Origin of the sequence: Planococcus sp. APC 3906 (assembly GCF_030407685.1) — a bacterium.
GTDB classification, from domain to species: Bacteria; Bacillota; Bacilli; order Bacillales_A; family Planococcaceae; genus Planococcus; species Planococcus koreensis.
On the sequence record NZ_JASDCW010000039.1, the window covers coordinates 1 to 24,589 of the forward strand.

The following is a 24,589-nucleotide window of genomic DNA, read 5'->3' on the forward strand; positions in this document are numbered from 1 at the left end:
GGAAAGGTAGTATACCTCAGCTGTATTTAAGAAGATCAACTTCTGTAAAGTTGTTTGCTGCTTGAGTGGAATAGCACTTTTCACAGGTACATGATTTTATTATTCATTATTTCGTCATCCTAAAACCTTTTTAGCAGTCTTTCCAATTATATTTGTTCCTATACTGTCTACAGTACCGCCAATAACGCCACCCGCGATTGGTATAGCTTTTCCTAAATTAACCACGCCTTTTTGGCCAAACTTCGTAACTAGCTTAAATCCAACAGTTTTATTAATCACTTTAATAACTTCACCAGGAATTCTCGTGACGGTTTGATTGGCAAATGAGTTGCCAGCTTGAATACCGGCCTTTTTCATGATACCTGAAGCTGATTGTCCGGTCAGACAAACAAACACGAACGTTTTAACTTCATCGTCTTTTAAATCATGACCTCTCATATGTGCAATTGCCGCGACATTCTTATCTGGACATACATAACTGAAGCAATATTAGCAGGAATGGCTACTGGCAGAACAGTTATTCCACCCAAGCCTGTAAGAAATCCACTAGTAGCCGCTTAAGTATTTTGCGAACGAATCAAACTATCTATAGCCTTATCAGTTGAATCATGCTTGGATAAAAAGTTCTCTGCCATCTCATAAGCCGAATCCATTCCTGGTATTCCTTCTAAGGATTTTCATATGCCCAATCTAACATTTTTCCTATTTTCCCTTCAGAAATCTCTTTTTCTTCCACAATACCCCTTCTAATTGATAATAATTTTATTTTGAATCAATCCAATTTCGATTAGTGTCTCTTCAACTTGGCTTGGATAATCGACTTCCACACTTCCATCTTGCTGAATCCAAAATCTTATAAATCCAGCAAAGTTTATGGATTTCATCACTTTATCCACTCTATTTCTTATTCTGGGTATATCAGGGTTCGCCATAACGTACAGTGAATTTTCTTTTCCGATGGTTTGATACTCCATCAATTTTCCAATCTGCATATAAGTGTGAGTCTTAATTTGTCCCGTGTCGAACACTGTATCCAGAGCATGATTATTCGCATGAGAACCTTTTGATTCGACATAGATTCTCCACCCATCTTTTTCCCCTTCTACATCAACACCTGTTTTATTCCCAGTTAAGAAGTCCGGGCAATGAAAGCCGGCTGCTTTGATGAAATTCCATACTGCTTCATTGACAGTGTCTTCATTCATAATAAAGGGATCTTTAATCAGTAATTTGCTGTTTCTAGTTGGCATATATAATTCCCTTCACTTCGTATTCTCCGGCACTTGCAAAAGACCTAAATACTGCTCTTTATATCGCACTGGTATTCCCTGTTTACTATTTGCAGAGTTTTGGAAAAGGCTATTAATGCCTTGCATAAATTGCAGATCAAACCCTATCTTGTTATCAGTCGCCTTGAACAATTGAATGTCTTTATAACGGTTAGTTTTAGCAGCAACAAAGAGATTATCCGCAACGACGATACAGCCTATGCGATTTTCTATTGCACGAAGCTTCAGCAGAGCAATTGCCTCTTCTTCATTTACCGGCTGTTCGGACATATAAATCACAATATGATGTCCCTCTTCTACTTTGGACTGTTTGTAAAAATAAGTTCGATCGAACAATTCTTCATAGTTTGCCACATGAACATAGACAGACTCTCGATTTTTCGTTAAGTGTAAAGATGTCTCCTCTTCGCCCATATCAGACAACTCGGATGAATAAACCTCCCACTTTTCCAAATCAATTGAGCAATCAGCGTCTTCACTCAAGCCCACTGTAAATTGTGTGTACTCTTTATCACTATAGAAGGTCTCAGCTAGTTCACCTTCTATGATTGGATCTTCAGTAGAGAACAGGCTAAATGCATGCGTCTTCTCTCCATTGCCCAATTTGTAATTAGCTTTCAACCGTTCTCCTGATTTAAAGCCAATTCGATCTGAAGGCTGTTTCATATCCGTACGATTGGCCATGGTGCATAACACGGTTGTATCCAGCTCGATGGATCGACCTTTCAGCACGTTGCACCATTTCGACATTTTTACATTGCCGCCGGTTAAGTTAATCAGAATGTCCAACCCTTCTTGTTCCAGTTTTTCTGTTACTAGCGGAAAAAACATATCATGGCAAATGTAGACCTGGATACGTTGACCATTTAAGATTATTGGTTTGTATATTTGCATTTCTTCTAACTCTTCATTGTCTATTTCGAAGGTAAGTTTTTTCGCTGTAGAATGCTTTATGAATATGGATTCATCAGTCTCTCCTTCAGCAGGGGTCGGATTTACATACAATGCTCTCTCTGTTCCATCTGGAAAAGAGAGACCACAAATAACTGGCTTTCCAATAGTATTTACTATCCAATCAACATCATTCCACGCTTGTTCTTCACTATTTACTTCATAGAAAGCTTCTGGAAACACAACTAAGTCAACTGGTTTTTTATCAATTATATTTAATATCTGATCTAGAAATTTATTCCATGAAAATTTCCCATTAAAATATGGTTGTACCAGCAATATATTCATACTAGATATTCCTCCACTTCAATATGATGGACATTCTGCATACCCAAATGATGCTTATAGGTTTCCACATACGGCTTCATCGTTCCGGGAGAAACAAGCCATCCCACATATTGAAAATTGGCCAGGTTTATCAGTCCACCTAGTGCATGCTTTGATTCGCTCATTTCAATTTCGATACCGAGAAGAGGAAAGTAAATGGTTTGGTCTTGTTTATCGAGCAGGTACTGTAGGAAAGGAAAATGAATCACATCTGCGCCCATTCGCTGAGCGAGAAAATGCAGAAACTGAACAAACCCTCCTTCAATGCTAAAACCTGCTGCCACGTCAATTTTCGGAATGTAATAATAATCACTCGCTGACTTTACTTCACCTTTTAGAAGCGGGGCCGGTGATTTTGTAAAGCTTTGTTTCAATAAGTATTTAGATTTTACGGGAACTTTTATTTGCTGGAACTTCTGATCAATATGAAAAATCCATTTAAAATAGTCTGGCTTCCGATCATATGCAAGTTCTAAATTTGTTAATAAAAGTTTGGGCAGTAATTTTTCTGCGACTAAAATCGACTGCTTTTCTCCACCTGAACCCTTCATTCGAGGAAGCCGATTTTCTCTGTTTGTAAGTGGCACTATGGTTGTCTTTGCAAATGCCGGAAGTTTTTTTAGCATACTGCTGTCGAGGAAAAATAATTGCCGTTCCCCGTTTACTCTCTGCAGCGACCGCACAATTTTCATGCCTCTTCGATATGTATCATTCTCTTTCGCAGCATGGGCATTATTCACAACCATGAAATTGTAATAACATGGCGATAATTGCAGGTTCCCTCCATTGCCTACCTGATTTTTAGAAGAAGTGGTCGAGCCTTCAAGTTCAAAAGCAGCGAACGGCAGATATTTACCATCGATTAACTGAAGATGTTCCAAGGAGTCCAAGTTCAATGTTTCAACATTTAGCATCCAGACAATATCATATCGTGGAGCATAAGCATTGATTATCGATTTGAACGTGTATTCGTTCAAAGAGTAAAACCCTAATTCTTCTCCTAACTGAACCAATTGATCTTGGACAGCTTTAGTAGTTTGCTTAACCATACTTGACCTCTTCTCAAAGAATATTTTTAAAGTAATTCCTTTAAAAATAGTTCCATATTTATAACATTAGACGATATATGCCTTTTCCGACTCTTTCATAATCGTTATATACGGAACCGTGATGGTTAGGAGAATTAGAGCAACACCTGGAAGTTATATGCGTACGAATCGTACTTTCTTTGTAGTTTGTTCAATCATCTTTCATATACTGCAGAACCTCACCTAAACAGAACTGTTTTTCTTCTCGCTCCTTCGTAATTTTTTGCACAGCCGTTAAAATTTCATCACGAGCAGTTGTACTATTCACTTTAAACTCTGCCAATTGGAATCCCCCTTTTTACGAGCCTATTTAACTATCTTTTTTATTATGTAAATCGTATCATAATAAAAGAAATTAAATACATTTATTTTCCAATCCAGCTTGTAAATAGTGATATATATCTCGAGTTGTACTTGTCATAGGGACTTTAATAGACTATTGCAACAACAAAAAGAGTAACCGCCCTCTCCCTGCCAGGATTGTAGGTGGTTACTCTTTGAGATAAAAATTCATTATTTTAGCCAGCCGCTCTTGTGCGGCATGTACTGCATCAATCTGATGTATCAGCACTCAGAGTTTTTTGTTTTCATTACAACATTGACGGCATTTATTCTTTAACAGCTTATTTATTAAGCTCAATTAGATGACAGCATCACCAGCAGATACAAAAAGGAAACCCATCAACAAGAATCGTGCTTTGCAAGACGATTTCACAGAATGCTTAACTCTGTCTTCTCCCATTTGCAAGTTTAGCTGCTTTTGCTTTAATCTCTTTTGTGATTGAAGGATGCTTGGAAGAAATAACTTCTCTTAAAGCTTCCTCTTCCAAACCGTTTTTAAAAATACCTATTGCAGAAGAAATTCGGATCAATTGACCAGATAATTTACTGGCATTCGGATTATCTTCTAGAAGCTTGTTAGCCAAAGGCAGTTTATCGCTTCCAGATATTTTCTCTTTGCTAAAAGCTAGTTCCCTATAATCCTCGTAATACTCCACAAAATTAGATTTCCCAATGGATTTCAATGCTCTATCTACTGTACTCAACTAAATCCCCCTTATCGTGCCTAAGATAAGTTCAGCTTATCACAGAAAAACGCCGTCTGATTTAGCAATTTTATTGTTGTTGGGTGTCAATAACCTTAAGGAATCAAAGAGGAGCTGCAACAGCTTTTTCCGTAGTTATAGTTTTTCGTTCTTCTGCTTTTCCCTGTAATTTCAATAATCGTCATCGATGTCTTCTAACACTTCACCTGCATGTCGCATAATCGCGCTCATGCACCGACATTCCACTCGGCTCTCCCTGCAGCTCTTCAATGACCTCAACAGGAGTTTCTACTCGTTACGTTATGGCTACAGCATAAACTTTTGCTTTTTCCCGAGCAGTTCTTTAGCCTTTTCTGCTTCTTAACTCACTTTATAAAGAATAATGAGGAGCCAGAAAATCGATAGTTGGCTGATGGGTAAGTTTACATACAACATTTTGGTTTGCGAATATCCCCGGCATTGTTACCGCAGATTCTTTTGGAACCGCTTTATGCCACTTCACGCCAACTGTCCAGTCTGCCAGCTCTGCATCATCTTTGTTTCGATTGATATTCGGCTGCTTTAATGGCTGATCCAGAAGCAATGAACCTTTGTCATCCCACTCGAAATCCTTTACCATTACCGCACTTGAAGTCACTTCACCAAAACCAACATATCCTCGTCCTTTTAAGTATGCGAGGATTCGATCACCAGGCTTTAATTTTTTCATGGAACTGCTGTATCTTTTCCCCTGCCCCGCACTCATAAAGCCGTATTTTCTACAGTCTTCCCAGCTCCGATGCTCTCCGTCTCCGACATTGACAAAGTATAAGCCAGACCACGGAACATTTTTCTCCGACTTGGTTCTGACCGCAACTTCTTGAGGGTCCATCAGCCATGAACGGCCAAGGAATTCCTGATCGTTTTCTTTAAAGAACTCAAAGAAGATGCAGTTTATATTGAGATTGTGTTCAGAAGATAAATAACGAACGATTCTTTCTGAAGATGAATCCAATTCAGATGCCATGATGACAATGCTGTGCTCTCTGTTCAGCTCTTCTGGCAAGGCCGTTAAAAACCGTTCCGTAAATACTTCAGCCAGACTCTTATCCAAATACTTTAAAACGATCGACTCAATCTCTTTATAGCTAAGATCTTTCACCCAGGATGCGTAATCCAGTGCCTGTGCGACGACATCCCTCGGCGTCTTGTCTTTTTTCAGCTCTAAAATCACCAGGTTGCCATCCGAATCCATTGCCAGAAGATCAATTCTGCCTCCATAAGGCGTTGGCACTTGCCGGCCGATAAGCAATAAATCCAAATCGAGTATACTGATGTCCTGCTCGACCCACTTTTCTAATCGGTCTTCTTTGTCGAGTTTTGATCTGGATACTTCTTTCAAGCCATTTGCTTCCACTTTCCATAAGTTCATGTTTATCGTCATTAATTAAACACACCTCTCAATCGGATTTATCCAGTTGTATATAGAGCGCCCTTAAATACGGCTCGCCTGAAGAAAATGATCTTTCAGTTTTTCTTCCATCGCCGCTTTGTTTTCAAGGAACTGTTTGTGGCGATGGCCATTGCCTCCTGAAGGATGCGGGAAGCCTGAAAGGATATTCTCCGATGCAACCATTCCTTGATCGGCCAAGTAATTCAAAGCGTTCGAAACGTTTACGCCTAAAGGAATGATCAACGGGTTGCTGAAGTTTTCAAGTTCTGACGCAAAATTATCTGTAACGTATTTCTTCAAAAGCTCGTTCTTTAACAAGTTCGGCGTTGAACCGCTGTAATTTTTGCCGTTATGAAACACGGGATACGCCAGAACCGACGTTGTATGCACCAAATAGCTCGCTTCTTCGAACAACTCAATGTTAGAAGCCAAACCCAGATATTCGTTCAAGCCTAACTCATCCAGCATCTTGACCAGATTCTTGCGCATCGTTCCTTCGAAACTCGAGTTGTTTTTAACTTGTTTAAGCGTAGCTTCATCTGCGCTTTGCTTACCTGCTGCATCAATGACAGTTGAAAACGACTTTTTCATCTGATGCAAACCGGGCGTGATGCCGACGATCACCACTTTCGCGTCTTCGTTGACATATTCAAACGGTGCATAATAAATCTCCAGCTTTTTCTTCGTCTCACTTTCCAGCAGGAACCTTTCATGGAGCAACGATTCTTCTGTATAAGAAGCGGGCAGTGATTGGATCATTTCTTTATATTGGTGAAACTTTGCGTATTTTGCGATTGCCATGGATGTGAGTCTCCTTTTGTATGTTTTTATAACCTTCACGCGCAATAAGTTGTTTAAAAGCCTTTAAAAAATCTCTGTTCTAAAAGAAATATCTCCATCGTAATAGGTTAGGAGATTTCTGTCCTTTTTAGACTTTCGATTTTAAATCTTGGAAAATCAATTCTCTTCTTTGCTCAATAAACTCTTTAAAATTAGCAATACTTAAATTTACTTGAGGGATAAAATGTTTATCGAAATAATCATTTTTAGATTGCGTATCTTTGTAGACATTGTTGACCCAGGCTTCAAAGCTCTGATCTGATTTTTCGATATTGGGAATTCCTTCAAGCAGTTGAAGGTTTGCGATTGAGTCGATTTGTTCCATAGCAAAATCAATATCATCTTGGGAAAGACCACTTTTTACCAAGTTCTTTTTCTTCAATAAGTTTTGAGCAAAGATATGGTCCACATGAAATATATTTCTAAAATCCAGGCTCGGATACAAAAGAGCTAGGATAGAGAAAGTCTGCTTCTGGCCATACTTAGAAGTTAATAAGTTATAGATTTCATCATCATTAAAGTTGAACGATTTCGCCCCACCCTTAAATTCTTCAACAATTAGTTTCAAAGGAAATTCATTATAATTCTGCATTAGGATTTTTCTGATTGGCCTAATTACATTATCAGGCTGCCCGCTAAAGACCTGTTTCAACATCCCGATTACAAGCCACTTTTTAACAAGTTGTCGATCATCTTGATACTGCTGGGATTGCAAATACTTATGAGGCGATCCTTTTTTCAGCAAATAATAAGCAACCGGGATAATGGCGTTATTAGAAGTCAAAGTTTCCTGATTATAGCCGAATCCAGATACTAGATTGACTGCCAACCTTATAGCCTCTTTAACGTCATCCCAATTTTTTTCAATCTTTCTCATGGCTTCTTTATTGAAATTATCGACTTTGAAAGCTATGTCTTTAAAGTCGCCAAGGACCAAGCAGGATTTAAGCACAAAATCTTTATTGAAATTAAATCCGTTGCCAATTTGGTTTATCTCATCGACAAACGAATTGATTTCTTGTCGAGCATCTTTGTCTTTCCATTGAGCAGTTGCTATCGATAGCAGCAAATCAGAATAACTTAGCTTTGTACCCCCGCTGTTAACGCGAATGAAAATATTCAACACTTTTTCTAAATTCTGTTCTTCTTCTAAAAAGAAGTTGATATTAGGCTTTTCATTAATCGCTTGATAAAGTTTATACAATGTTTCATTCGCAAACAATGCCTTTTCTTTTTCAATCGAACTCAAATCATTCTCAATTAAGTATTGATTAATTTCATAAGTATGTTCATAAGACAAAATATCCGCGACTTTAAACCAATATGCATCTTCATAATTAATATTCGCTTCTTCCACAGTTAAAAATCGGAAATCGTATTTTGTATCGTATTCTTTAGAAGGCCCTAATATATCCACATATAAATGCTGCGTTGGATAAGCAAGTGGATTTTCACGTCTCATTCTCGGCAATTTATAGGCATATGATCCTTTAAGCGCAATATACAGGGATGTTAACCTTTGTTGGCCATCTAGAATAGCAGTCACGTCTTCTTGTCGATCAATGCTGGCTATGGGATTGTGCCGATTATCTTTTTCATGATAATTACGGATGAACTCGTAAAACTGAAACTCTTTGCTTTTATCTTTTTCAACGTTCCAAAAAAGAAAAGAACCGACAGGATAGCCTTGCATCAAGGAATCAAACAATCTTTCAATTTGATCTGTATCCCATACGAACTCTCTTTGAATCGCCGGAAGCAAATATTTGTTTTTATGTATATTGTCTACTGCTTTTTTGATCGTTATTGGTGTTTGGAATGACATAAGGAGTCCTACCTTCTTTTTTAGTTTAAGTATCTAAAACGTATTTCTTTAATAGTGGATATGTTAAATGGTAACATATCCCTATGTCATATTGACGAAAAGTCTAAAATTATCAATTCACTTATATTATTCCATATCTCTTTAAGAAAGGACCCATGCCCATGTACATAATTTCAGGTTCTATTTCAGAAAAGATTGAAGCGATCAGTTTTTCAGAACTAGATATCACGGAAAATCAAATTGAGGAATTGCTGAGGAAAAACATTGAAATGATATGCGACGAGGAAGAATCGATGCTTGTCGTTGGCCAGCAAGTGCGAAACGCTTCGAACGGACGCAGCGATCTGACTGCCGTCGATGATAAGGGGAACATCGTATTGATTGAAATCAAACGAGACCGCAAAGATATCGAGAATCGCAAAGAAGCATTTGAATTCCAAGCAATTCGTTATGCTGCCAGCTATGCCACAATCGCCGATACTGAGGATTTGGTGAACAAGATCTTCGCTCCCTATGTTGAAAAACATCGCTTAGAATTTGATAACCCCTCATTGACGAGCAGTGAACTGGGCACACGAATTTTAAATAACTTCTTGGAAGTCAATACAGCAGTCGATCAGTTTAACAAAAAACAAAAAATCGTTTTGGTTGCTTCTGATTTTGACGAACAGACCCTTTCAGCAGTTGCTTGGCTGAACGACAGCGGCGTCGATATCAGCTGTTTCAAACTCATCCCTTACAGAATTCAGGGCTCAATCGTCTTGAATGTAGCCAAGATCTTGCCATTAAATGAATACACCGATTACTACGTGAATTTTTTAGATAAAAGCAGCTCGACAAAAAAACAGAAAACGGGCTTGACCAAGCGGGTACTGCCTAAGATTGATGCTATGCTCGAATGGGGCGTCGTTAAGCCTGGAGACACCATCCGCGCCAAAGATCGCTCCGAGACAGCTATACTGCTGGATAATGGGCTTGTTGAAACGAACGGTGAGATTGCCTCTATGCAGAAATGGTTAAAAGGCCTTTATGGCTGGTCCAGTATTCAAACCTATGTATTTGCTGTGCACGAGGAGACGGGAAAAACGTTAGCTGAGATTCGGCAGACGTATATGGATGAACAGAGCCAGAAAGAGATTTGAGGGATTTATAGTTGAAGAAGCAGGAAGATATATTTAACAAAGAAATAAATTTATTCAAAGTAATTATATTATGTGAACTTGTATAAAAAATAAACCGTTTGCTACAGCTAGCTAAAGCTGTAACAAACGGTTTATTTTTGAGATTAGATTCGGAGATATCCCAGCTTTAGCCCATTTTCGCTGATTTGAAGAAATTTAAAACCAGCGTTTTCATATAATTGGTTTAAAACTGCTACATCATCGTATTCAACGCATACTATTCTTAAAGCGCTTAATCGATTTAATAGCTCACAGTGTTGTAGAGCCAATTCCAAGATTTCTTTACCACTTACGATACCGATATATGAATCTGCTCTTCCTAACTGCGCTATTAAAATCGTATTAAAAACTTCTGCTTGTTTATCATTTGCCAGACTTAATCTTGTTCCTCTGGAAACATTCGACAATATATTAAATGGCTTAACCATTAATGTAAAGTAGCCAATTATGTCATTATCTTTCGTTTCGTCGGTTACCAAAAACGTCCTAGTGAAAGATCTCTTCTCATTATTGACGGCTTTATTATGCAGGAACGATTCAACATCGCTGTTTTTTTCACAATGAAAAGAAGAAAGGTATTTAGCTAAAACCCCTTCTTCTTCAGAGACTTCGATTAAACTGTATAAAGATGTTACTTCCATTTTCTTGATGCTAGAAGTTTAGTTGCACGGGCAACTCGTTCTTTTTCGTTTAAATTTATATCACTAAATACATTGGTCTCTTTCACTTTTGTCGCAGGAGTAGAAATAAGTTTTTGTGCCGCAGCCTCATCTAATATAAATTTTTCATATAAGGTACTTGTAGCCATATCTTCTCCTCCATTCTGGTTCCGTTTACAAATCTCAAACGTTTTCCTAATACTATTATCAATATTATATCTTACAGAAAAGAAAATAACAATTGGCGTGTCTGTCTTATGCATCACTAATTGAAGCATCAATTTCATGTTTCATCTAAAAGAGCATCCAATTGCTTTGTCTTTTCTTAAATATAAATCAGTTAACTCCCAAAGCCTTATAAACCGCATCAACCGGATCCGAGTAAAACACCGGCTGCACCTTAACCAATAAATCAGGCGGCACCGTCTGCAAATCCATGACAGAAGCAGCTGGAATCAGAACTTTCTTAGCCCCCGCATCTACACAAACTTGCAATACATTAGCAAACTCCTCTACCTTGGCAATCGTACCGCCTACTGTCATATTGCCGATGACAATGGTGCTTTCTTGGACGGGCTTGTCTAAGGCACCGGAACAAAGCCCAATCAATTCAGCAATTGCCAATTCATCGGTTAAGCCGATTCCTTGAAGGTCGCTGATATGCATCAGGTAATCTTTCGTTTTTATTGCAATGGTATTGCTGATGCTTTTACTGTTGGCCGTAAAGTAGCGGAATGCTGTGTCGAGGCTTTCACGGGCTTCCCGTGAAGAGCTGACTCCTGACTTATCGAACTTTCCAGTGCCGCTTACAACTTGGTTCTCGAGCTTATAGACGCCTATCATCCCTGAATGGCCATGCCCCGCTACATACACATGGCCTGGCTTGCCCATGCCTTCTGGAATTAGTTTGCCACCGCCTTGCTCTGGAACGGAGGTGTATTCTTCTTCTAAGGATTCTTTATCGATATAGGAGAACATGACATCGTAGAATTCCATGCCGCCGATTTTCTTCAGCTGCTCTTTTACTCGGCGACGGCCTTCCAATGCATAATGCAAAATCTCTTCGATATCTTCTTTCGTATAGATTCCATTTGGATAAATCAACTTGACCATACCGGATACCGTTTTACGAACCGCAATCGTATCTCGCTGATTCAAATTGCTGCCTAGTTTGAAATAGCGGTCTACTGAATCTGCAAAAGAACGCTTCCGCATTTCGCGGAAAAACTCCGCTATATAATCTACAATAAATCCGTATTTATCGGTAAAGAAATCTGGACGCATTTTCGGTATTTCCCAACCTGGCAAATAATAATGCATACGATCAAAAAATGCGCTATCATTAGCCATTTCCTCAGGGAATGGTGCAAATAAATGAGAAGTCTTTAATAACACATCGACACTCTGGTTGATGTTGCCTACAAATACCATTGAAGCACTGGCATTCTTTTCTTCTTTCCCACGAGCAAATGAGCCCGAAGCCATATAATCTTTCATGATCTGAATGCCGTCTTTGTCCTTAAACCGGATTCCAGCAACTTCATCAAACGTGACACAATCCCACATACCGACTAAGCCGATTTTTCGGGATGTCATGTTATAGAAAAGGTTGGCAACTGTCGACTGGCCGCCAGACACCAATATCGAGTTGGGGGAAATCTCTTTGTACACATGGGATTTCCCTGTTCCCCGTGGCCCAAGTTCGCACATATTATAGTTGTTTTCGACAAGGGGCACTAAACGCAATAATAGATGCCATTTAACGCGGTCTTCTAATTGCGTCGGCTCCATGCCGGTTGAGCGGATCAACACATCGATCCACTCGTCTTTTGTGAATTGCTTTCTGCCCTCGAAGACTTCTTGCATATCCATGTTCGGCATTTGGATCGGCTGCAGGCTGCTGACACTGAACGGATTATTATTCCGAGCTTCCTCATCGTAAAAATAATCGATTTTCACCATGCACCAAATCCCGCCGACTAACAGCTTTTCAAACTCTTTTACATAATTGGAACCAACCGGCACTCCTTTTAATCCTAAGTTTGAAAACTCCGCTTCATAAATATCCAGCTTGGGATTTAAAACAACTGAAACTTTGTCTATTATTGAATATTGGCCGAGTTCACGGATGCGCGACTTGATTTTTTCGGCTTCATCGGGCCGGACAAAGTTATCTGAAAGGATTTTCTTTACTCTTGCTACCCCTTCATTGATGCTGTCTTCATCATCAGTCGCAGCATACATGCCAAGCAAATACTCCAGCACATAAACCGGAACGTTTGCGCCTTCTTTGATCAATTTCGTTAAGTCTTTCCGGACAACCCGCCCGGCAAAGACTTCGTTTAACTTTCGGTCTAAATCTACGGTTAAAGAAGCTTCTACTTTCTCTTCCATTTACACACTTCCTCCGTTAAAAATCAAAGTCACTCACAATTCCCAAGTTTATAGAAAACGGAATTTTATCGGTGACAACTCCCGTTTCAGTATCTTTAATGACCAAATAATACGCGGCGCTTCGGTCGTACGTCATGTTCCTTAATACAAAACGCAGTTTGAATGTGCGGTCGGCCGGATTATCAAAAGGACGGTCGCCGATAATCGTTTCTTCGTTCGATAAACTATTGCCATGTTCGTCCGCCATATTGATAAGTACGGTTCTAGGAATCCGCTTTTCTTCCACTTTTTCCGTCTGGAAGAAATCCAAATTGAAAATGCTGTTCGTAATTTTCCGTGTGGTGGTGGTCAGTTTTATATCCGTTTTCTGGATGGCTTGTGAGCCTCTTTGGCCGGTTCGTTTGTTTTTAAACGAAATAAGTGGCACCACAACTTCTTGAAGGCTTGCTCCGCCATGGACAAAATTGACTCCTGTCCCTTGAATCTTATAGCGGATCGTCGCATTCGGAACGTATGCCGTCAATTGCTGCTCATTTTGCACAATTGATGACAAATCGACAGCCAATTGCCCTGACACTTCCCTTTTTTCTTTTGAAAGAATATAACGCCGCTTCGTTTCAAGCGCGTCAACTGACTCTTTCTCCATTTTATCGCTTTCCACCAATGCTTCCCGCTGGTACAAGAAACCATGGTCAGCGGTAATGTAAATATTCGTTCCGCCTAAATCATCTTTAATAATCTTCACTAGTTCAGAAAGTTGTTTTAAGGCCTCTTCTACACCTTTGAACGTCGAGATTTCTGTGGAAGAATTATCGCCCACTGCGTCAATCGTGTCATGGTAAAGGTAGATCAATTTTTTCCCTTTGAACGTCTCTCGGCGGGCTGCTTTGTTCATGGATACGACGCTGTGGAAGTTGAACGCAATACTGTCTGCGACTTCGGATTCGAGGATCTTTTTACGATTTTCAAGACCGGACGAGTCTTTCCCGTCAACAAGCACTTTGCCGCTCTTATCAAAGTCCAACATTCGGTGCGGCAAAAGCGCTGCCATTCCGAGCTTTGTCACCGAAGGAACAACGCCAAGCATCGTTCCGATTTCAGTAACCCCTGTCGTTTCAGCATTCAAACGTTCTGCCATTTCTACACCAACTTCATATCTCATCGCGTCAGAAATGATGACAAAAATTCGATCATTGTTTCGCATATGCGGAGCTATGACAGATGAGTAGAGATCCTGCTGGCGGCTAACTCCCGGCAACGACCAGTTGCCAGTCATTTGAGTACGGACCGCTTGAGACCAATGAGCGCTGAGTTCCCCCATAAACCAGTTGGAGTAAAGATTCTCAATCATGGTCTTAAGCTTTTTCAATAACTCATTGTCAGGTGCATCGTCATAAGCCACGTAGAACTTCCGATAATATGTATCCATTTTGTAATAATCTTTGGTATAAGAAGCGTAAATATCGATATCCTGTGATTGGAGAATTCCCTGGCTGTGCTCGTGATAGAACTCATACATTCTGACGGTATTGAACAAAGCTTCATAGATCGCTTCAAACTTCTCATAATAATGCTTCACTCTTCGGAGCTTGATCAGCTTTTTGTATTCCTCGTAGTCTTCCAGTTTTTCTATCAAGCTATTGGCAATATGGATAATGATTGCCTTTTCGACATACGGGAAGACATCTGCTTGTTTGAGCTGCTCCATCGGAATTTCCTGGATTATTTTCATAAGATTGATTTCCTGCTCGGCCATTTCTATATAGTCACTAAATACAGCGTAATCCGTCTTGTGGTGCATCCAGTGATCAACAAAAATCAACGCATTTGTCTTGCTGCGCTTTGCAATGAAATCATTCAGCTCCGTCAGATACTTTTCATCGACTGAGTGGCTGAATGCTGTTACCGACAAATGGATAAATAAGGTCTTGAGCGTCTTGATGTCCCGTTCATAGCCAACGTAATTAGCTATATACTTCCAGAAAACATCTAAGTCAAAGAACCGCTCCATTGCTGAGAGATATTTATTGTTTCCATCATCCAAGGTGTCCATCAAGATTGCCTTTAACACATCTTCAAAATTCGGAGTCTTCAAATTACACAAGACACTCATAATCGAAAGTTCGATCGTTTCTTCCGTAAATGATTCGATGCCGAATGCAGAAAACTTTCTAAAGCGTTCTTTATTGTTGAAAAAGCGTTCGTATTTTTTAACAGTTGAACGCAATGATGCATCTATATGTAAGTCGCTCAAAATGAGAGAGATGCGATCCGCATAAAAAGTCTTTGAATACATCACGGTATCGGCTAACCAATTGTCTTCAACACCTAGATCTAGATTTGTATAGATTAGGTATGAAGAAATAGGATCTTCTTCTTCCAGCAAATGCTTTGTATAAAATTGATTGCGGTCCGTCAAGATATGGATTTTGACTCCCTCTATGATGAGCGATTCAATTTCCTCAGTAAACTCATTATCCTTATCCACCCAGAAGACGATCTTACGTTGTTCCTCCTCTTTCAGCGGCTCATTAAAAATGTCTGACAGCGCAGACACGATTTGCCCCATGTTCATGGCAGTCACCTGCTTTCTCTTTCTATTATAGAACAAAGATACATCAGAAATCTCCGATGTATCTTTGTTTGTATTATATTTTGGCAACTAGCCCTTCAAACTTTGCATAGTTGACAACAACACCATCATCCAGATCGATTTCAATTTGCATGTCTGCCATGTGATGGAGTTTTTCATCGTAAGCTTTCAGCTCATCAATTTTCTTGTCAAGATATTTTAATTCATTTTTTGAATCAATAACTTCTTTAGTTGAGGAATCACCATCAATTATATTAATCAAGTCTTTTTTCTTTGAATCCATTCGAATTTGAACCTCGTGTAAGTAGTCAGTACGTATACGGGAAAGTGTTGTTTTATCATATCGATGCATGTAAATTAGACAATTGAAAGCTTTTTCTTTTCCAGAAGTAAATAACCAGTATATTGGACGCTTTTTATATACTTGGAGATGATCTTTATAATAATCATTTAAGAAGTAACGACGTAATGTTTCTCTAGCTGTTTCATTCTTTTTTTGTCCAATTGCATTTGCAACGAAATTAATATTTTCTTCTAGATTCTCTACACCGAATGTCACTTTCATGAAATCTACAAACAGTTCTAAGATATCATCTTTAAAATAAGATTCGGTTAAAATAGGAATTATATTATCTTCATCTGCTTGAAAAATTTCATAATTTGAAGAATTAAATTCGTCTCCTGCATTTATTAATCCTTCTCTGTCAAGCGAATATCGACCAAACGAACAACCAATTGCATATGATATAAAACTCTTAATATCTCTTTCTAAATTTGCTTTTCTTAAAACTATATCTTTATCTTCTATATCAGGTGTCATCTCTTCTTCTAACTCGTATATTTCAATAAAATTCCGATTAATCTCTTCTTCATTTTTTTTTAATTTATTGTACTGGATTGCTGAATGATTTTCCCAAAGAATAAAAGATTCTTTCAGTGTAATACCGTTTCCCTTAAATTTAATTAATGGATGCTGACTAAAATCCCACGACGTTTCAAACGAATCCCACTCTTTTTTTGAAATATCAATATTTTCTTCTACTAAATATTCATCAAAATCTTGTATATCAATAATTGGTAATTTTTTTATTGAACCTACTTCATAATTTAAAGTTTGACTGATGGCAGACAAAAGTTTGTCTATTACATTACTGTTTAACAATGCTAATAGCTTAGTTAGGGTTTGAGATGTCGAATAAATTGAACATCCTGAAACATCAAATAGATGCCCTTTTGGAAGATATCTTACAGATAGTTTGCCGGTAGTTACTTTTGACCAAGTAATATTTTCTTTGAAAATAAATGGTAGTCCAGCCACTCCCATATTTGAATCTAATGTAGAGTTCTTATAGTCTCTAAACTCCTTTATTGCCTGTCCGTCATTTTCCCAATTTACTACATATTCATTATTCCCATACCATTTTCTATAACTTCCTCCTTTATTATAAGGGAACCACTTCAACTTACTAGAAACTGCTTCCTCCCTTGATTGAATATTAAAACCAATCGCACTAATTTTTACTTCAAACCACATCTTCAAAAATAAAGAATTGTTTGATGTAGCCATTCCTTGCCTTGGGGAAGATATAGTTTCTAAAGGCAAGCCTGCTTTATAAATATTCAATACTTTTTTGCTAGCCCAAAAAGCAATTGGACTACCTGGAATATTTATATAATTATCTTGTGAAAACCTATACCGATAAGAAACATTGATATTTTCGATTGCTTTTAAAGCTTTTTCTCTTTTTTCTTTCGATGTTTTTTCTCCAGTTAGTTGGATATAAGTTCCACTAGAATGTAGTCCATTTAAATTTCTCATTACAAAAGTTGTGGATTGAACAACTTCTCCACCAATTTCTTCAAATGCTCTTGAACCTAAATGCAACATGCTCTCAATAAATCGGTTTTCAATTATTTTTCGTCTTAAATTTTCATAGCTAGATAAAAACATCCATGAATGTTGAGTTACACTTGCAAAAAATCCTTTTTGTTTTATAAAATGGTCTATTTCCATAAAAGCAGCAAATAGATCTGCTTTAGAATCCGGATAATTTTTCTTTAAATAATTAGCAAGTTCTTTGTTCATACTACTTGAACTCATATACGGGGGATTAGTTATTAAGATATCGAATGCCATTGACATAATTTGTGCCTGCTTAATTATTTTTGGCAATAGATATAAAACTTTCTCGCGTTTTTCAAATTCGAAAAGGTCAGAAATAGGAGTTGCATCAATAACTTCCAATCTTTTCTCCAAACGATCTGTATCTCCATCTGAAATTTTAATCAGAGAGCCTATAGTTTTAGCATGCTGAAACTGCTTAAGGAAATTTTGGGTTTCTTTAAGGAAAGCAACACTTCCTGCGAGAAATTCAATATCTTCATCATTAAAACTATTCGATTCTTGAATAGAAGCTAAATTGAGAATCAGTCCTTCTCTCTCGATACTTCTCAAAAACCGTTTATTATATTCCAACGCTTTCATTACTACTGAAAAACAGGCGAGTTGATATGCTCTATCATCGATGTCCAAGCCGTATAAGTTATTTTCAATGATAAGACGTGGAATTTCTCTTTCTGAGTAACCACTCTTACTATATATTTCATAAAGAACATCAAACATATAGACGAGGATATGCCCACTTCCCATTGCAGGATCAAAACATTTAATATCTTCTACTTTCAATTCTTTATTAATATAAGGCGCGATTTTCTTTTCAAAACCTTCTTCAGCTTTTTCCAAATAAAACTCCCAATCACGAACTAAATCTTGATGTTCAGGATGGGCTTCCACCCAGTAACGACCTAGAGAGTTTTGCACCATGTAACGCACAATCCAGTCAGGTGTAAACAATTGGGTCGCAAATGGAATTTCTTCAGCTTTGTATTTCTTTTTCGTTTTGAATACCCTTTCCTTTTCTTCGGCAATGTAATATTGATAAAGCCAACCGACTACTTCGATTTTTTCCCAATTACTTTCTGGAATCACTTCAATATTTGTCATTTTTTGTATGCATGATTCTGCAACTAATAAACCTGCTGGAAACAAAACTTCTGTATAGTCATCAATTGTCTCAAACATAAATGGCATAAATCGGTTCAAGTCGTTACAGTGTTTAATGATTAAATATTTAAATAGTTCTTCATCGTTATTGTTCATTTTCAAGTTGTAAATATATTCCTTATCCAAATCCAACTCAAGTGTCAGAGCTTCTTTCATCATATCCGGCTCTGCACTATCTGGATTAAGGGAGGATAATACTCGTACTTTAGTCGGAAGATAATCATTAACTTCCATAAAACGCAGAGCTGTGAAACGGTTAAACCAAGTATATGCGACTTCTTCCATTACTCGGTCAAATCCGATTTCACGAATCCTGTAAATCAATTTATTACGTTGCACTCGCTCTTTTTCAGATAGCTGCTTTCCATCTATGAAGACAGCATCCGAACTTTCGATTGTCGCTTTTTGAACACCTTCAGAGGTAATCCCTATTTTTCTCGCTTGAAGTACTATCCGTTCTAGCAGTTCTCTTCTGGCTTCTGTGGCAAATCTTTTTAATGCTGGTTTATTCAATGTCTTCCCCCACTTACTTTCTGAATTCTATATGTTTATTTCCTCTGATGATCTCTTTCAATTTCTTAGATAAGCTTTCAATGTATTGATCGACTTCCCTTTCTGTCGTTAAAGGGGTGCTACTAAATAATTCTGTTGCCTGAATAAATCTTTTCTGTACAGGGATAGGAAGTGTATCTTCCCCACCAACTTCAGGTTGATCTTTTTGTTTCTTTCTCAGCCATTCTTCAATTTCCCGGTTAATTTTATTTTCGGCTTTTTCTTTGAAATTTGCACTCCGCGGAATAGTGGATTCCACTTTGTAAATATCACTATACGAGTTTAGTTCGACAAGCAGATTTTGATAGAATGCTTCGATTTGTTGCCTTGTTTCAGGGCTTACACCGTATTGGCTCGAAAAAGAGGAGATGCTTTCTTGATCTTCCAATAGCTTTTTTTCGGCATTCGTTTTCTTCTCTGATAAAACCGTCTTAATTTGTTCTTCGATTTCATGCGTCAGTTCGGGTATGTTTTTAATGTTGCTATATGGAACTGGCTCTTCCAAAATCACTATTAACTTTTTCACGGCTGTTTCAATTTCTTCTCTGCTCAAATAAGCTCTATTTTCTTCATATTTCGCATAAAGTTCAAGCCCGTTTTCAAAAATGGATTTTTGCTTTCCATTAAAGAACCCTTTTACTTGTGCAATATCTTCTTCCCAATAGGCCAAGTCTTCTTCCAACTCTTTAAGCTTCATGAAGAACGAGGCATTGTCCAATCCATTATGGAATTGATTGAAGTATTCAAGGCCTTTATTTAATAGGCTTTTTCCTGGATATTTTCGGCCTTCGTATTGAGCTTTTATCTCATTGATTTCAGCAATTTGCTTTTCAATCAGAATTTTTAAATCCTTAACGAGACCATCTTCATCGTCCGCTAAGTCGGTTTTATTAAATACATCTTTTGCCACCCGCTTCGCTGTACGGATTAACGCTTCGTCTACTTGGACACGTTTGAGGATAATCGCCTTGTCTGCATCAGCTGCCTTGGTGAAAATCGAAACCAAAGTATTTGTGTTTTGTTTAGGCTCCAAGTATTCAGCATTAAAGCGGACCCGAATGCGCTGTTCCTTTAATAGTTTTGATATCAAAGTTGCAATGTCCAATTGTCTCCATCCGTAAGGCTTTTCCTGGAAACGGTCGTACAGTACTTTGACACGCACTTGCTTTTGAATATCATTTTGCAACGTTATAAAATCGAATAGTTCTTTTTTGGCCAACTCATTCGGATACGTCCCCATAGTATCTTCAAATGATATTTGATCATTATCTGAAGCCAGGATATGGATGAGTCCTCTTTCGTTCTCTAAATGCTCTTTCACGTAGTTCAACTTCGTGTAGATATTATCAACTAATATTTTGAAAGCAGTATTGAATTTTTCTTTGATGGAAGATCCTTTAATATCCACCTTGTCTCCGTTGATGAAGAAAGAACCGTTTTTAATCGCTTCTTCCAATAGTACACGGCTTCTGTTCTTGCGCTCGCGCACTTCAGCGGTTTTGTTATTTAAGATGTTTTGGATATTCTCCGATAATTGCGTGATATTCTTTTTCTTGCGATACTCTTCGATCCGCAATGCCTCTTCAATTTCTTCTACATATAATTCACTGCCGCCCAGCTTAACAATCATTTCACCGCTGCCACTCGTCATCATCATGAGTTCTTGATCGGACTTCTGGTAATGGTCGGAGAGCGGTGAAATAATTTGCACTCCTATACTAGAAGATTGATTGCCGTAATTTTTCTCGTCCATTTTCTGGTTGTAGGAAAAGAGATATTCAGAAGAGTAACGGAATCTTTTCTCATCGTAGAAATCCTGAAAAATAGTATTGGCTAATTCACGTTTTACCACTTCTTCATCGATGTTCAATGCTTTAATTTCACGATTGATGTCTTGTTCATCGTCTGTCAGGAATAAATAATAGTCACCATTTTTCTGAATGAGCGTTTGGGAGATGAGTTTTCTAAGAGACACTTTAATCTTCTCTTTTAATGCCAGTTTGTCTTCATCGATGTTCGTGATCATTAAGGTTGCGATATTATCAATGTTAGCCGGAAGTTCTTTGATGTATTTGACCATAAATAAGACTTTTAATAATTCCATATTAAACAGATCATCTTTCAATGCCGGATTTTCATAGGCATTGTCAATGACGCGGGAAACTGTAGGATTTAAAAATTCTTTAATCGTCTCATAAAAAGCTGGGAATGGAATTAAGAATCCTTCTTCTTCTAATTTGTATCTCAAAGCAGTTTCTTTGTAAGCCGATAACATGGATCGTTCACCTTCGGATAAACTCTTGCCTGATGAACCATGCTTACGGATTTGTTCAAATACATTTTGCAGCAGCTTGAATTGGTAAGGGATGAATGGATAGACATCCGCAAATTCCTGCTCATTGTCATAACCGCGCAGATCCGCTGTACTCTCGCGAAAACTGATCAAGTTTTTTAGAATGGCACTTTTCTCAGGGTAAAGCAATTTCAATTTATCCTGCACGTGTTCTTTTTTCAGCAAGATGCGTTTTTTCAATACTTCATCTACCGAAATTGAGGATAATGATAGCCGAGTGTCAAAACGTCCTTGAATACGGGAAAAGTCATCGCCTTTCACTTTTACGATGCTGTCGATGCTTTCTTGAGAGGTCACTATTACCCAAGCTTTTCCTTGAGCATGTGTACCGAGTTCTTCAGTAAGTGTTTGGAGATTCAACATGAGGCTTCTGCTGTCCCCTATGTATTGCCCGATTTCATCCACTAAGAAAATCAAGTGGAAATTGTCGCCTTTTTGCTTTATGTAGTCCGTAACATCTTTAGCAAACGTTTCAATGCTGATTTCGTAATTATTGACGCCATTATCAAACCAGTTTCCAGCAGATTCTTCTGTCATTTCTGTGGCTATTGAAAGAGCACCGACGATATAATCTCTATCAAAGTAAAAACTGTTGCGGCGTTCTTCCCACGATTCACCAGCAAGGTTTTTAAAAGCATCTTTGAAAGTTTGGTACACACCTTGTTTATCCAAGTACTTTTCCATTTCTGCCACGCCTGAAATGTCCCCATAATAACCTTGATGTTCGTAAAACACTTTCATAAAGACACGCAGAATTGCGTCTTCTTTTGATTTATTATCTAACTGCGCTTTGGCGTCGATATTAAAAAGAATGGTTTCTGTTTCGATATGTGCAGTTCGCTGCATATTCGCCAGAACCAATGGATCTTGAATCTTTTCATCAAAAAATTCTACTGCATTCTTTTCTTGTATCTGCTTGTTTTCTAATAAATAAGCAAGGATTTTAAGAAAATGGGATTTACCTGATCCAAAGAATCCCGAAATCCAAACACCCATTTTATCCGTTTGACCATTTATCCCTTTTTGATAGTTCTCGTAAAACTTGGAAAGGTGCTTTTGCAATTCACGGGTTACTACGTACTCATCAAGTTCCTGATAAATGCTTTTATCATCAGTTTGCGCAACTTTAATAACGCCTCGAATATCACGTTCTATATCTTTTTGAAACATATCTTTCACTAACATGTATTGACCCCCTATATATTAATCGACTAATCGGAATGCTCGGTAATAGTTATCGTCTTTGAATTTGCCGAACAAGTGCAAGTCCTGCTCGCTGTATTCGCCTGGATAAAACATGATGACCGGCGTCTTGTCTATCACTTCTTGTAAATTGTTGAGGATATTGTGTGATCTGACGAACGGAAACACTTTTCCGACACCGGTCAGAATTACCACATCATGCCCGTCCATTTGGTCTTTGATTTTTTGCAAAAAGATTTGAGGATTCGCAAATGTCGTAAGGGCTTTGAATAACGCATCTTTCCCTTGTTTTTGCTCCATCTCAAAGATTCGATCAAAAATCCGTTTGTCCTTCGTAATCTCAATGAGCATTTTGTATAAATCAAATTCGATAATTTTCCGGTTCGATCCGTCGTAATTGAATTCCTTTTTAATATGCTTAATATAATCACGGACCACCAATTCATCCTCGGGTTTATAATCGAACACATAAAAACTGATTTCGTTTCCAAGGCCGCGCCCATCTATGAATTTATCTTCTCTGATTTTCGGAATGATCTGGTCGAGTCTTGCGTTTAAACTAGCCATTGTCCTTCTCCCTTACTCGCCCATCGCATGAACATATTTGATATCACCAATATGTTTGAGATGTTCTTTTAGTTGGTCATCAATTATCAAACGATTGAGTTCATTGCCTTTTCTATCTTTTAAAATGCCACTTTCAAAAAGCACTTGCATGTAAGCTCTTTTCAGTTTTTCAATATTAATGTCACTCCAGCTAGCAACACGTTCACTTTGTTCTGATTTTACAGTAAAGAAAATGTTAATGTCTTTTTTTTCTAGCAAATAGTTATTTGTTTGCAATCTTTCGCCGATGACTTCAGCCATAAATTCAAAAAATAGCAAGTCTGTTTTCATGATTGCGTATAAGTTAATAACTTTTCCGATTTCTAAGGAACCTTCGAGCATATACGCAGCTAAAACTTCATCTATTACACTTGCTCTCTTCATCACGGATGGCAATGATCTATTGATTCTATTTTTATTTGTCACTTGAAAAACATTGTCTTCTACAACTTTTTTTCGAATCTCAGTTTCTGATAGTCCTTTTTGTTTCAACTTAACAACCTGTTTCAATTCAAATAGCATGTAAGACGCTCCGTTTAAACTAGAGGAATACTGTAAATCCAACTTGCTTCACTCCAAACTTTATTGATGCACTGGTATTTAGTTTATCTCTATAACACGCTTAACAATAACCAACCTTCTTTTCCCACAATGCTGCTGAACAATTTTAGTGAAATCGTTGTCTTTGATCAATTTCTCCTGATTATTCATATGTATCTCTTTTATACCTGCTATTAGCTTTTGTTCGGAAATTGCTTCTTCCCAATAGGCGTCTACCAATTGATTGATGGCTGTGGCTAAGTCTCTTTGTGTCCTGTAGAACATTTTCATCTCCACTTAGTTCCCCTCGCATTTAACTTATACTTAGTTCTTATTTTACTTTAGTTTGATGTGATTGCAATATTAGTTCTTTTCACAGCAAAATACCTGTGTATCTTTTTTAGAGATTATACACAGGTAAGAACTTTCAGAAATATTTATTACGAATTTATACTTTACAGCAGGATTAAAACTAAATAGCTTCCTTAGTTTTCAACGACCTCATAAATTCGATCATCCACAAATTCTTTTCTTATTAACTTAATCTTCCCGGAAGTCTCTATATCACTTAAAGCAATACATACATCTTTATAGATTTGATATTTACCGGTTAAGTAAGTTTTAGATGGAGCACCGCATTCCTCAA

Annotated in this window: 19 protein-coding genes and 1 pseudogene; 1 reads left to right on the top strand and 19 read right to left on the bottom strand. The window is 37.8% G+C overall.

The annotated features are described in order from the left end of the window. Window positions 1-114: 114 nt before the first annotated feature. The 10 genes and pseudogenes from QMA09_RS15735 to QMA09_RS15775 all read right to left on the bottom strand — a co-directional run bounded on the left by QMA09_RS15735 (window position 115) and on the right by QMA09_RS15775 (window position 8,798). Complete coding sequence (locus QMA09_RS15735) at window positions 115-438, bottom strand: hypothetical protein (RefSeq protein WP_290213782.1); 324 nt, start codon at window positions 436-438, stop codon at window positions 115-117. 308 nt (window positions 439-746) lie between these two features. Beyond that, entirely contained in the window at window positions 747-1,250 is a 504-nt protein-coding gene (locus QMA09_RS15740; protein WP_290213783.1) for a hypothetical protein, read from the bottom strand. A gap of 12 nt (window positions 1,251-1,262) precedes the next feature. Next, window positions 1,263-2,528 carry a hypothetical protein gene (locus QMA09_RS15745; protein ID WP_290213784.1) on the bottom strand — a complete coding sequence of 422 codons (1,266 nt, stop codon included), beginning with the start codon at window positions 2,526-2,528 and terminating at the stop codon, window positions 1,263-1,265. Beyond that, window positions 2,525-3,616 (bottom strand): hypothetical protein, encoded by a 1,092-nt coding sequence (locus QMA09_RS15750; RefSeq protein ID WP_290213785.1) that lies wholly within the window; start codon window positions 3,614-3,616, stop codon window positions 2,525-2,527. The genes QMA09_RS15745 and QMA09_RS15750 overlap by 4 nt, the downstream gene beginning before the upstream one ends. A gap of 58 nt (window positions 3,617-3,674) precedes the next feature. Then, window positions 3,675-3,791: pseudogene (locus QMA09_RS17215) on the bottom strand (DUF7669 domain-containing protein); the annotation flags it as partial. Window positions 3,792-3,806: 15 nt separating this feature from the next. Further along, window positions 3,807-3,938 carry a hypothetical protein gene (locus QMA09_RS15755; RefSeq protein ID WP_290213786.1) on the bottom strand — a complete coding sequence of 44 codons (132 nt, stop codon included), beginning with the start codon at window positions 3,936-3,938 and terminating at the stop codon, window positions 3,807-3,809. Window positions 3,939-4,377: 439 nt separating this feature from the next. Then, window positions 4,378-4,701, bottom strand: coding sequence for a hypothetical protein (locus QMA09_RS15760; RefSeq protein WP_290213787.1), 324 nt, complete (start codon window positions 4,699-4,701; stop codon window positions 4,378-4,380). Window positions 4,702-5,071: 370 nt separating this feature from the next. Beyond that, a complete protein-coding gene (locus tag QMA09_RS15765) occupies window positions 5,072-6,082 on the bottom strand; it encodes a PDDEXK family nuclease (RefSeq protein ID WP_290213788.1) in 1,011 nt (336 codons plus the stop codon). 93 nt (window positions 6,083-6,175) lie between these two features. Then, the gene (locus tag QMA09_RS15770; protein ID WP_290213789.1) at window positions 6,176-6,934 is read right to left on the bottom strand and encodes a hypothetical protein; all 759 of its coding nucleotides are present in this window, start codon (window positions 6,932-6,934) and stop codon (window positions 6,176-6,178) included. Window positions 6,935-7,061: 127 nt separating this feature from the next. Beyond that, window positions 7,062-8,798 (bottom strand): DUF262 domain-containing protein, encoded by a 1,737-nt coding sequence (locus QMA09_RS15775; RefSeq protein WP_290213790.1) that lies wholly within the window; start codon window positions 8,796-8,798, stop codon window positions 7,062-7,064. Between the two features lie 161 nt (window positions 8,799-8,959). Between QMA09_RS15775 and QMA09_RS15780 the strand changes: the two genes are divergently transcribed. After that, a complete protein-coding gene (locus QMA09_RS15780; RefSeq protein WP_290213791.1) occupies window positions 8,960-9,940 on the top strand; it encodes a hypothetical protein in 981 nt (326 codons plus the stop codon). Window positions 9,941-10,083: 143 nt separating this feature from the next. Here QMA09_RS15780 and QMA09_RS15785 read toward each other — a convergent pair whose 3' ends face one another. The 9 genes from QMA09_RS15785 to QMA09_RS15825 all read right to left on the bottom strand — a co-directional run bounded on the left by QMA09_RS15785 (window position 10,084) and on the right by QMA09_RS15825 (window position 24,234). Then, window positions 10,084-10,620: a hypothetical protein gene (locus tag QMA09_RS15785; RefSeq protein WP_290213792.1), complete on the bottom strand. Its 537-nt coding sequence runs from the start codon at window positions 10,618-10,620 to the stop codon at window positions 10,084-10,086. Further along, on the bottom strand, window positions 10,611-10,787 hold the full coding sequence (locus QMA09_RS15790) for a hypothetical protein (protein ID WP_290213793.1): 177 nt from the start codon (window positions 10,785-10,787) through the stop codon (window positions 10,611-10,613). Before QMA09_RS15790 ends, QMA09_RS15785 begins: the two co-directional genes overlap by 10 nt. A gap of 187 nt (window positions 10,788-10,974) precedes the next feature. Then, the gene (brxL, locus tag QMA09_RS15795; protein WP_290213794.1) at window positions 10,975-13,032 is read right to left on the bottom strand and encodes a protease Lon-related BREX system protein BrxL; all 2,058 of its coding nucleotides are present in this window, start codon (window positions 13,030-13,032) and stop codon (window positions 10,975-10,977) included. Window positions 13,033-13,048: 16 nt separating this feature from the next. After that, window positions 13,049-15,607, bottom strand: coding sequence for a BREX-1 system phosphatase PglZ type A (gene pglZ / locus QMA09_RS15800; RefSeq protein WP_290213795.1), 2,559 nt, complete (start codon window positions 15,605-15,607; stop codon window positions 13,049-13,051). Between the two features lie 73 nt (window positions 15,608-15,680). Further along, on the bottom strand, window positions 15,681-19,202 hold the full coding sequence (gene pglX, locus QMA09_RS15805) for a BREX-1 system adenine-specific DNA-methyltransferase PglX (RefSeq protein ID WP_290213796.1): 3,522 nt from the start codon (window positions 19,200-19,202) through the stop codon (window positions 15,681-15,683). A 13-nt stretch (window positions 19,203-19,215) separates the two neighbouring features. Beyond that, window positions 19,216-22,779, bottom strand: coding sequence for a BREX system P-loop protein BrxC (gene brxC, locus QMA09_RS15810; RefSeq protein ID WP_290213797.1), 3,564 nt, complete (start codon window positions 22,777-22,779; stop codon window positions 19,216-19,218). Between the two features lie 18 nt (window positions 22,780-22,797). Continuing rightward, a complete protein-coding gene (locus tag QMA09_RS15815) occupies window positions 22,798-23,364 on the bottom strand; it encodes a DUF1788 domain-containing protein (RefSeq protein WP_290213798.1) in 567 nt (188 codons plus the stop codon). 12 nt (window positions 23,365-23,376) lie between these two features. Beyond that, the gene (locus QMA09_RS15820) at window positions 23,377-23,967 is read right to left on the bottom strand and encodes a DUF1819 family protein (RefSeq protein ID WP_290213799.1); all 591 of its coding nucleotides are present in this window, start codon (window positions 23,965-23,967) and stop codon (window positions 23,377-23,379) included. Window positions 23,968-24,003: 36 nt separating this feature from the next. Continuing rightward, a complete protein-coding gene (locus tag QMA09_RS15825; RefSeq protein WP_290213800.1) occupies window positions 24,004-24,234 on the bottom strand; it encodes a TIGR04540 family protein in 231 nt (76 codons plus the stop codon). Window positions 24,235-24,589: the final 355 nt, after the last annotated feature.

Coding starts and splice junctions, on each gene's coding strand:
- QMA09_RS15735 (WP_290213782.1), bottom strand. CDS start 438: ATGAGAGGTCATGATTTAAAAGACGATGAAGTTAAAACGTTCGTGTTT.
- QMA09_RS15740 (WP_290213783.1), bottom strand. CDS start 1,250: ATGCCAACTAGAAACAGCAAATTACTGATTAAAGATCCCTTTATTATG.
- QMA09_RS15745 (WP_290213784.1), bottom strand. CDS start 2,528: ATGAATATATTGCTGGTACAACCATATTTTAATGGGAAATTTTCATGG.
- QMA09_RS15750 (WP_290213785.1), bottom strand. CDS start 3,616: ATGGTTAAGCAAACTACTAAAGCTGTCCAAGATCAATTGGTTCAGTTA.
- QMA09_RS15770 (WP_290213789.1), bottom strand. CDS start 6,934: ATGGCAATCGCAAAATACGCAAAGTTTCACCAATATAAAGAAATGATC.
- QMA09_RS15775 (WP_290213790.1), bottom strand. CDS start 8,798: ATGTCATTCCAAACACCAATAACGATCAAAAAAGCAGTAGACAATATA.
- QMA09_RS15780 (WP_290213791.1), top strand. CDS start 8,960: ATGTACATAATTTCAGGTTCTATTTCAGAAAAGATTGAAGCGATCAGT.
- QMA09_RS15785 (WP_290213792.1), bottom strand. CDS start 10,620: ATGGAAGTAACATCTTTATACAGTTTAATCGAAGTCTCTGAAGAAGAA.
- QMA09_RS15790 (WP_290213793.1), bottom strand. CDS start 10,787: ATGGCTACAAGTACCTTATATGAAAAATTTATATTAGATGAGGCTGCG.
- brxL (WP_290213794.1), bottom strand. CDS start 13,032: ATGGAAGAGAAAGTAGAAGCTTCTTTAACCGTAGATTTAGACCGAAAG.
- pglZ (WP_290213795.1), bottom strand. CDS start 15,607: ATGAACATGGGGCAAATCGTGTCTGCGCTGTCAGACATTTTTAATGAG.
- brxC (WP_290213797.1), bottom strand. CDS start 22,779: ATGTTAGTGAAAGATATGTTTCAAAAAGATATAGAACGTGATATTCGA.
- QMA09_RS15815 (WP_290213798.1), bottom strand. CDS start 23,364: ATGGCTAGTTTAAACGCAAGACTCGACCAGATCATTCCGAAAATCAGA.
- QMA09_RS15825 (WP_290213800.1), bottom strand. CDS start 24,234: ATGAAAATGTTCTACAGGACACAAAGAGACTTAGCCACAGCCATCAAT.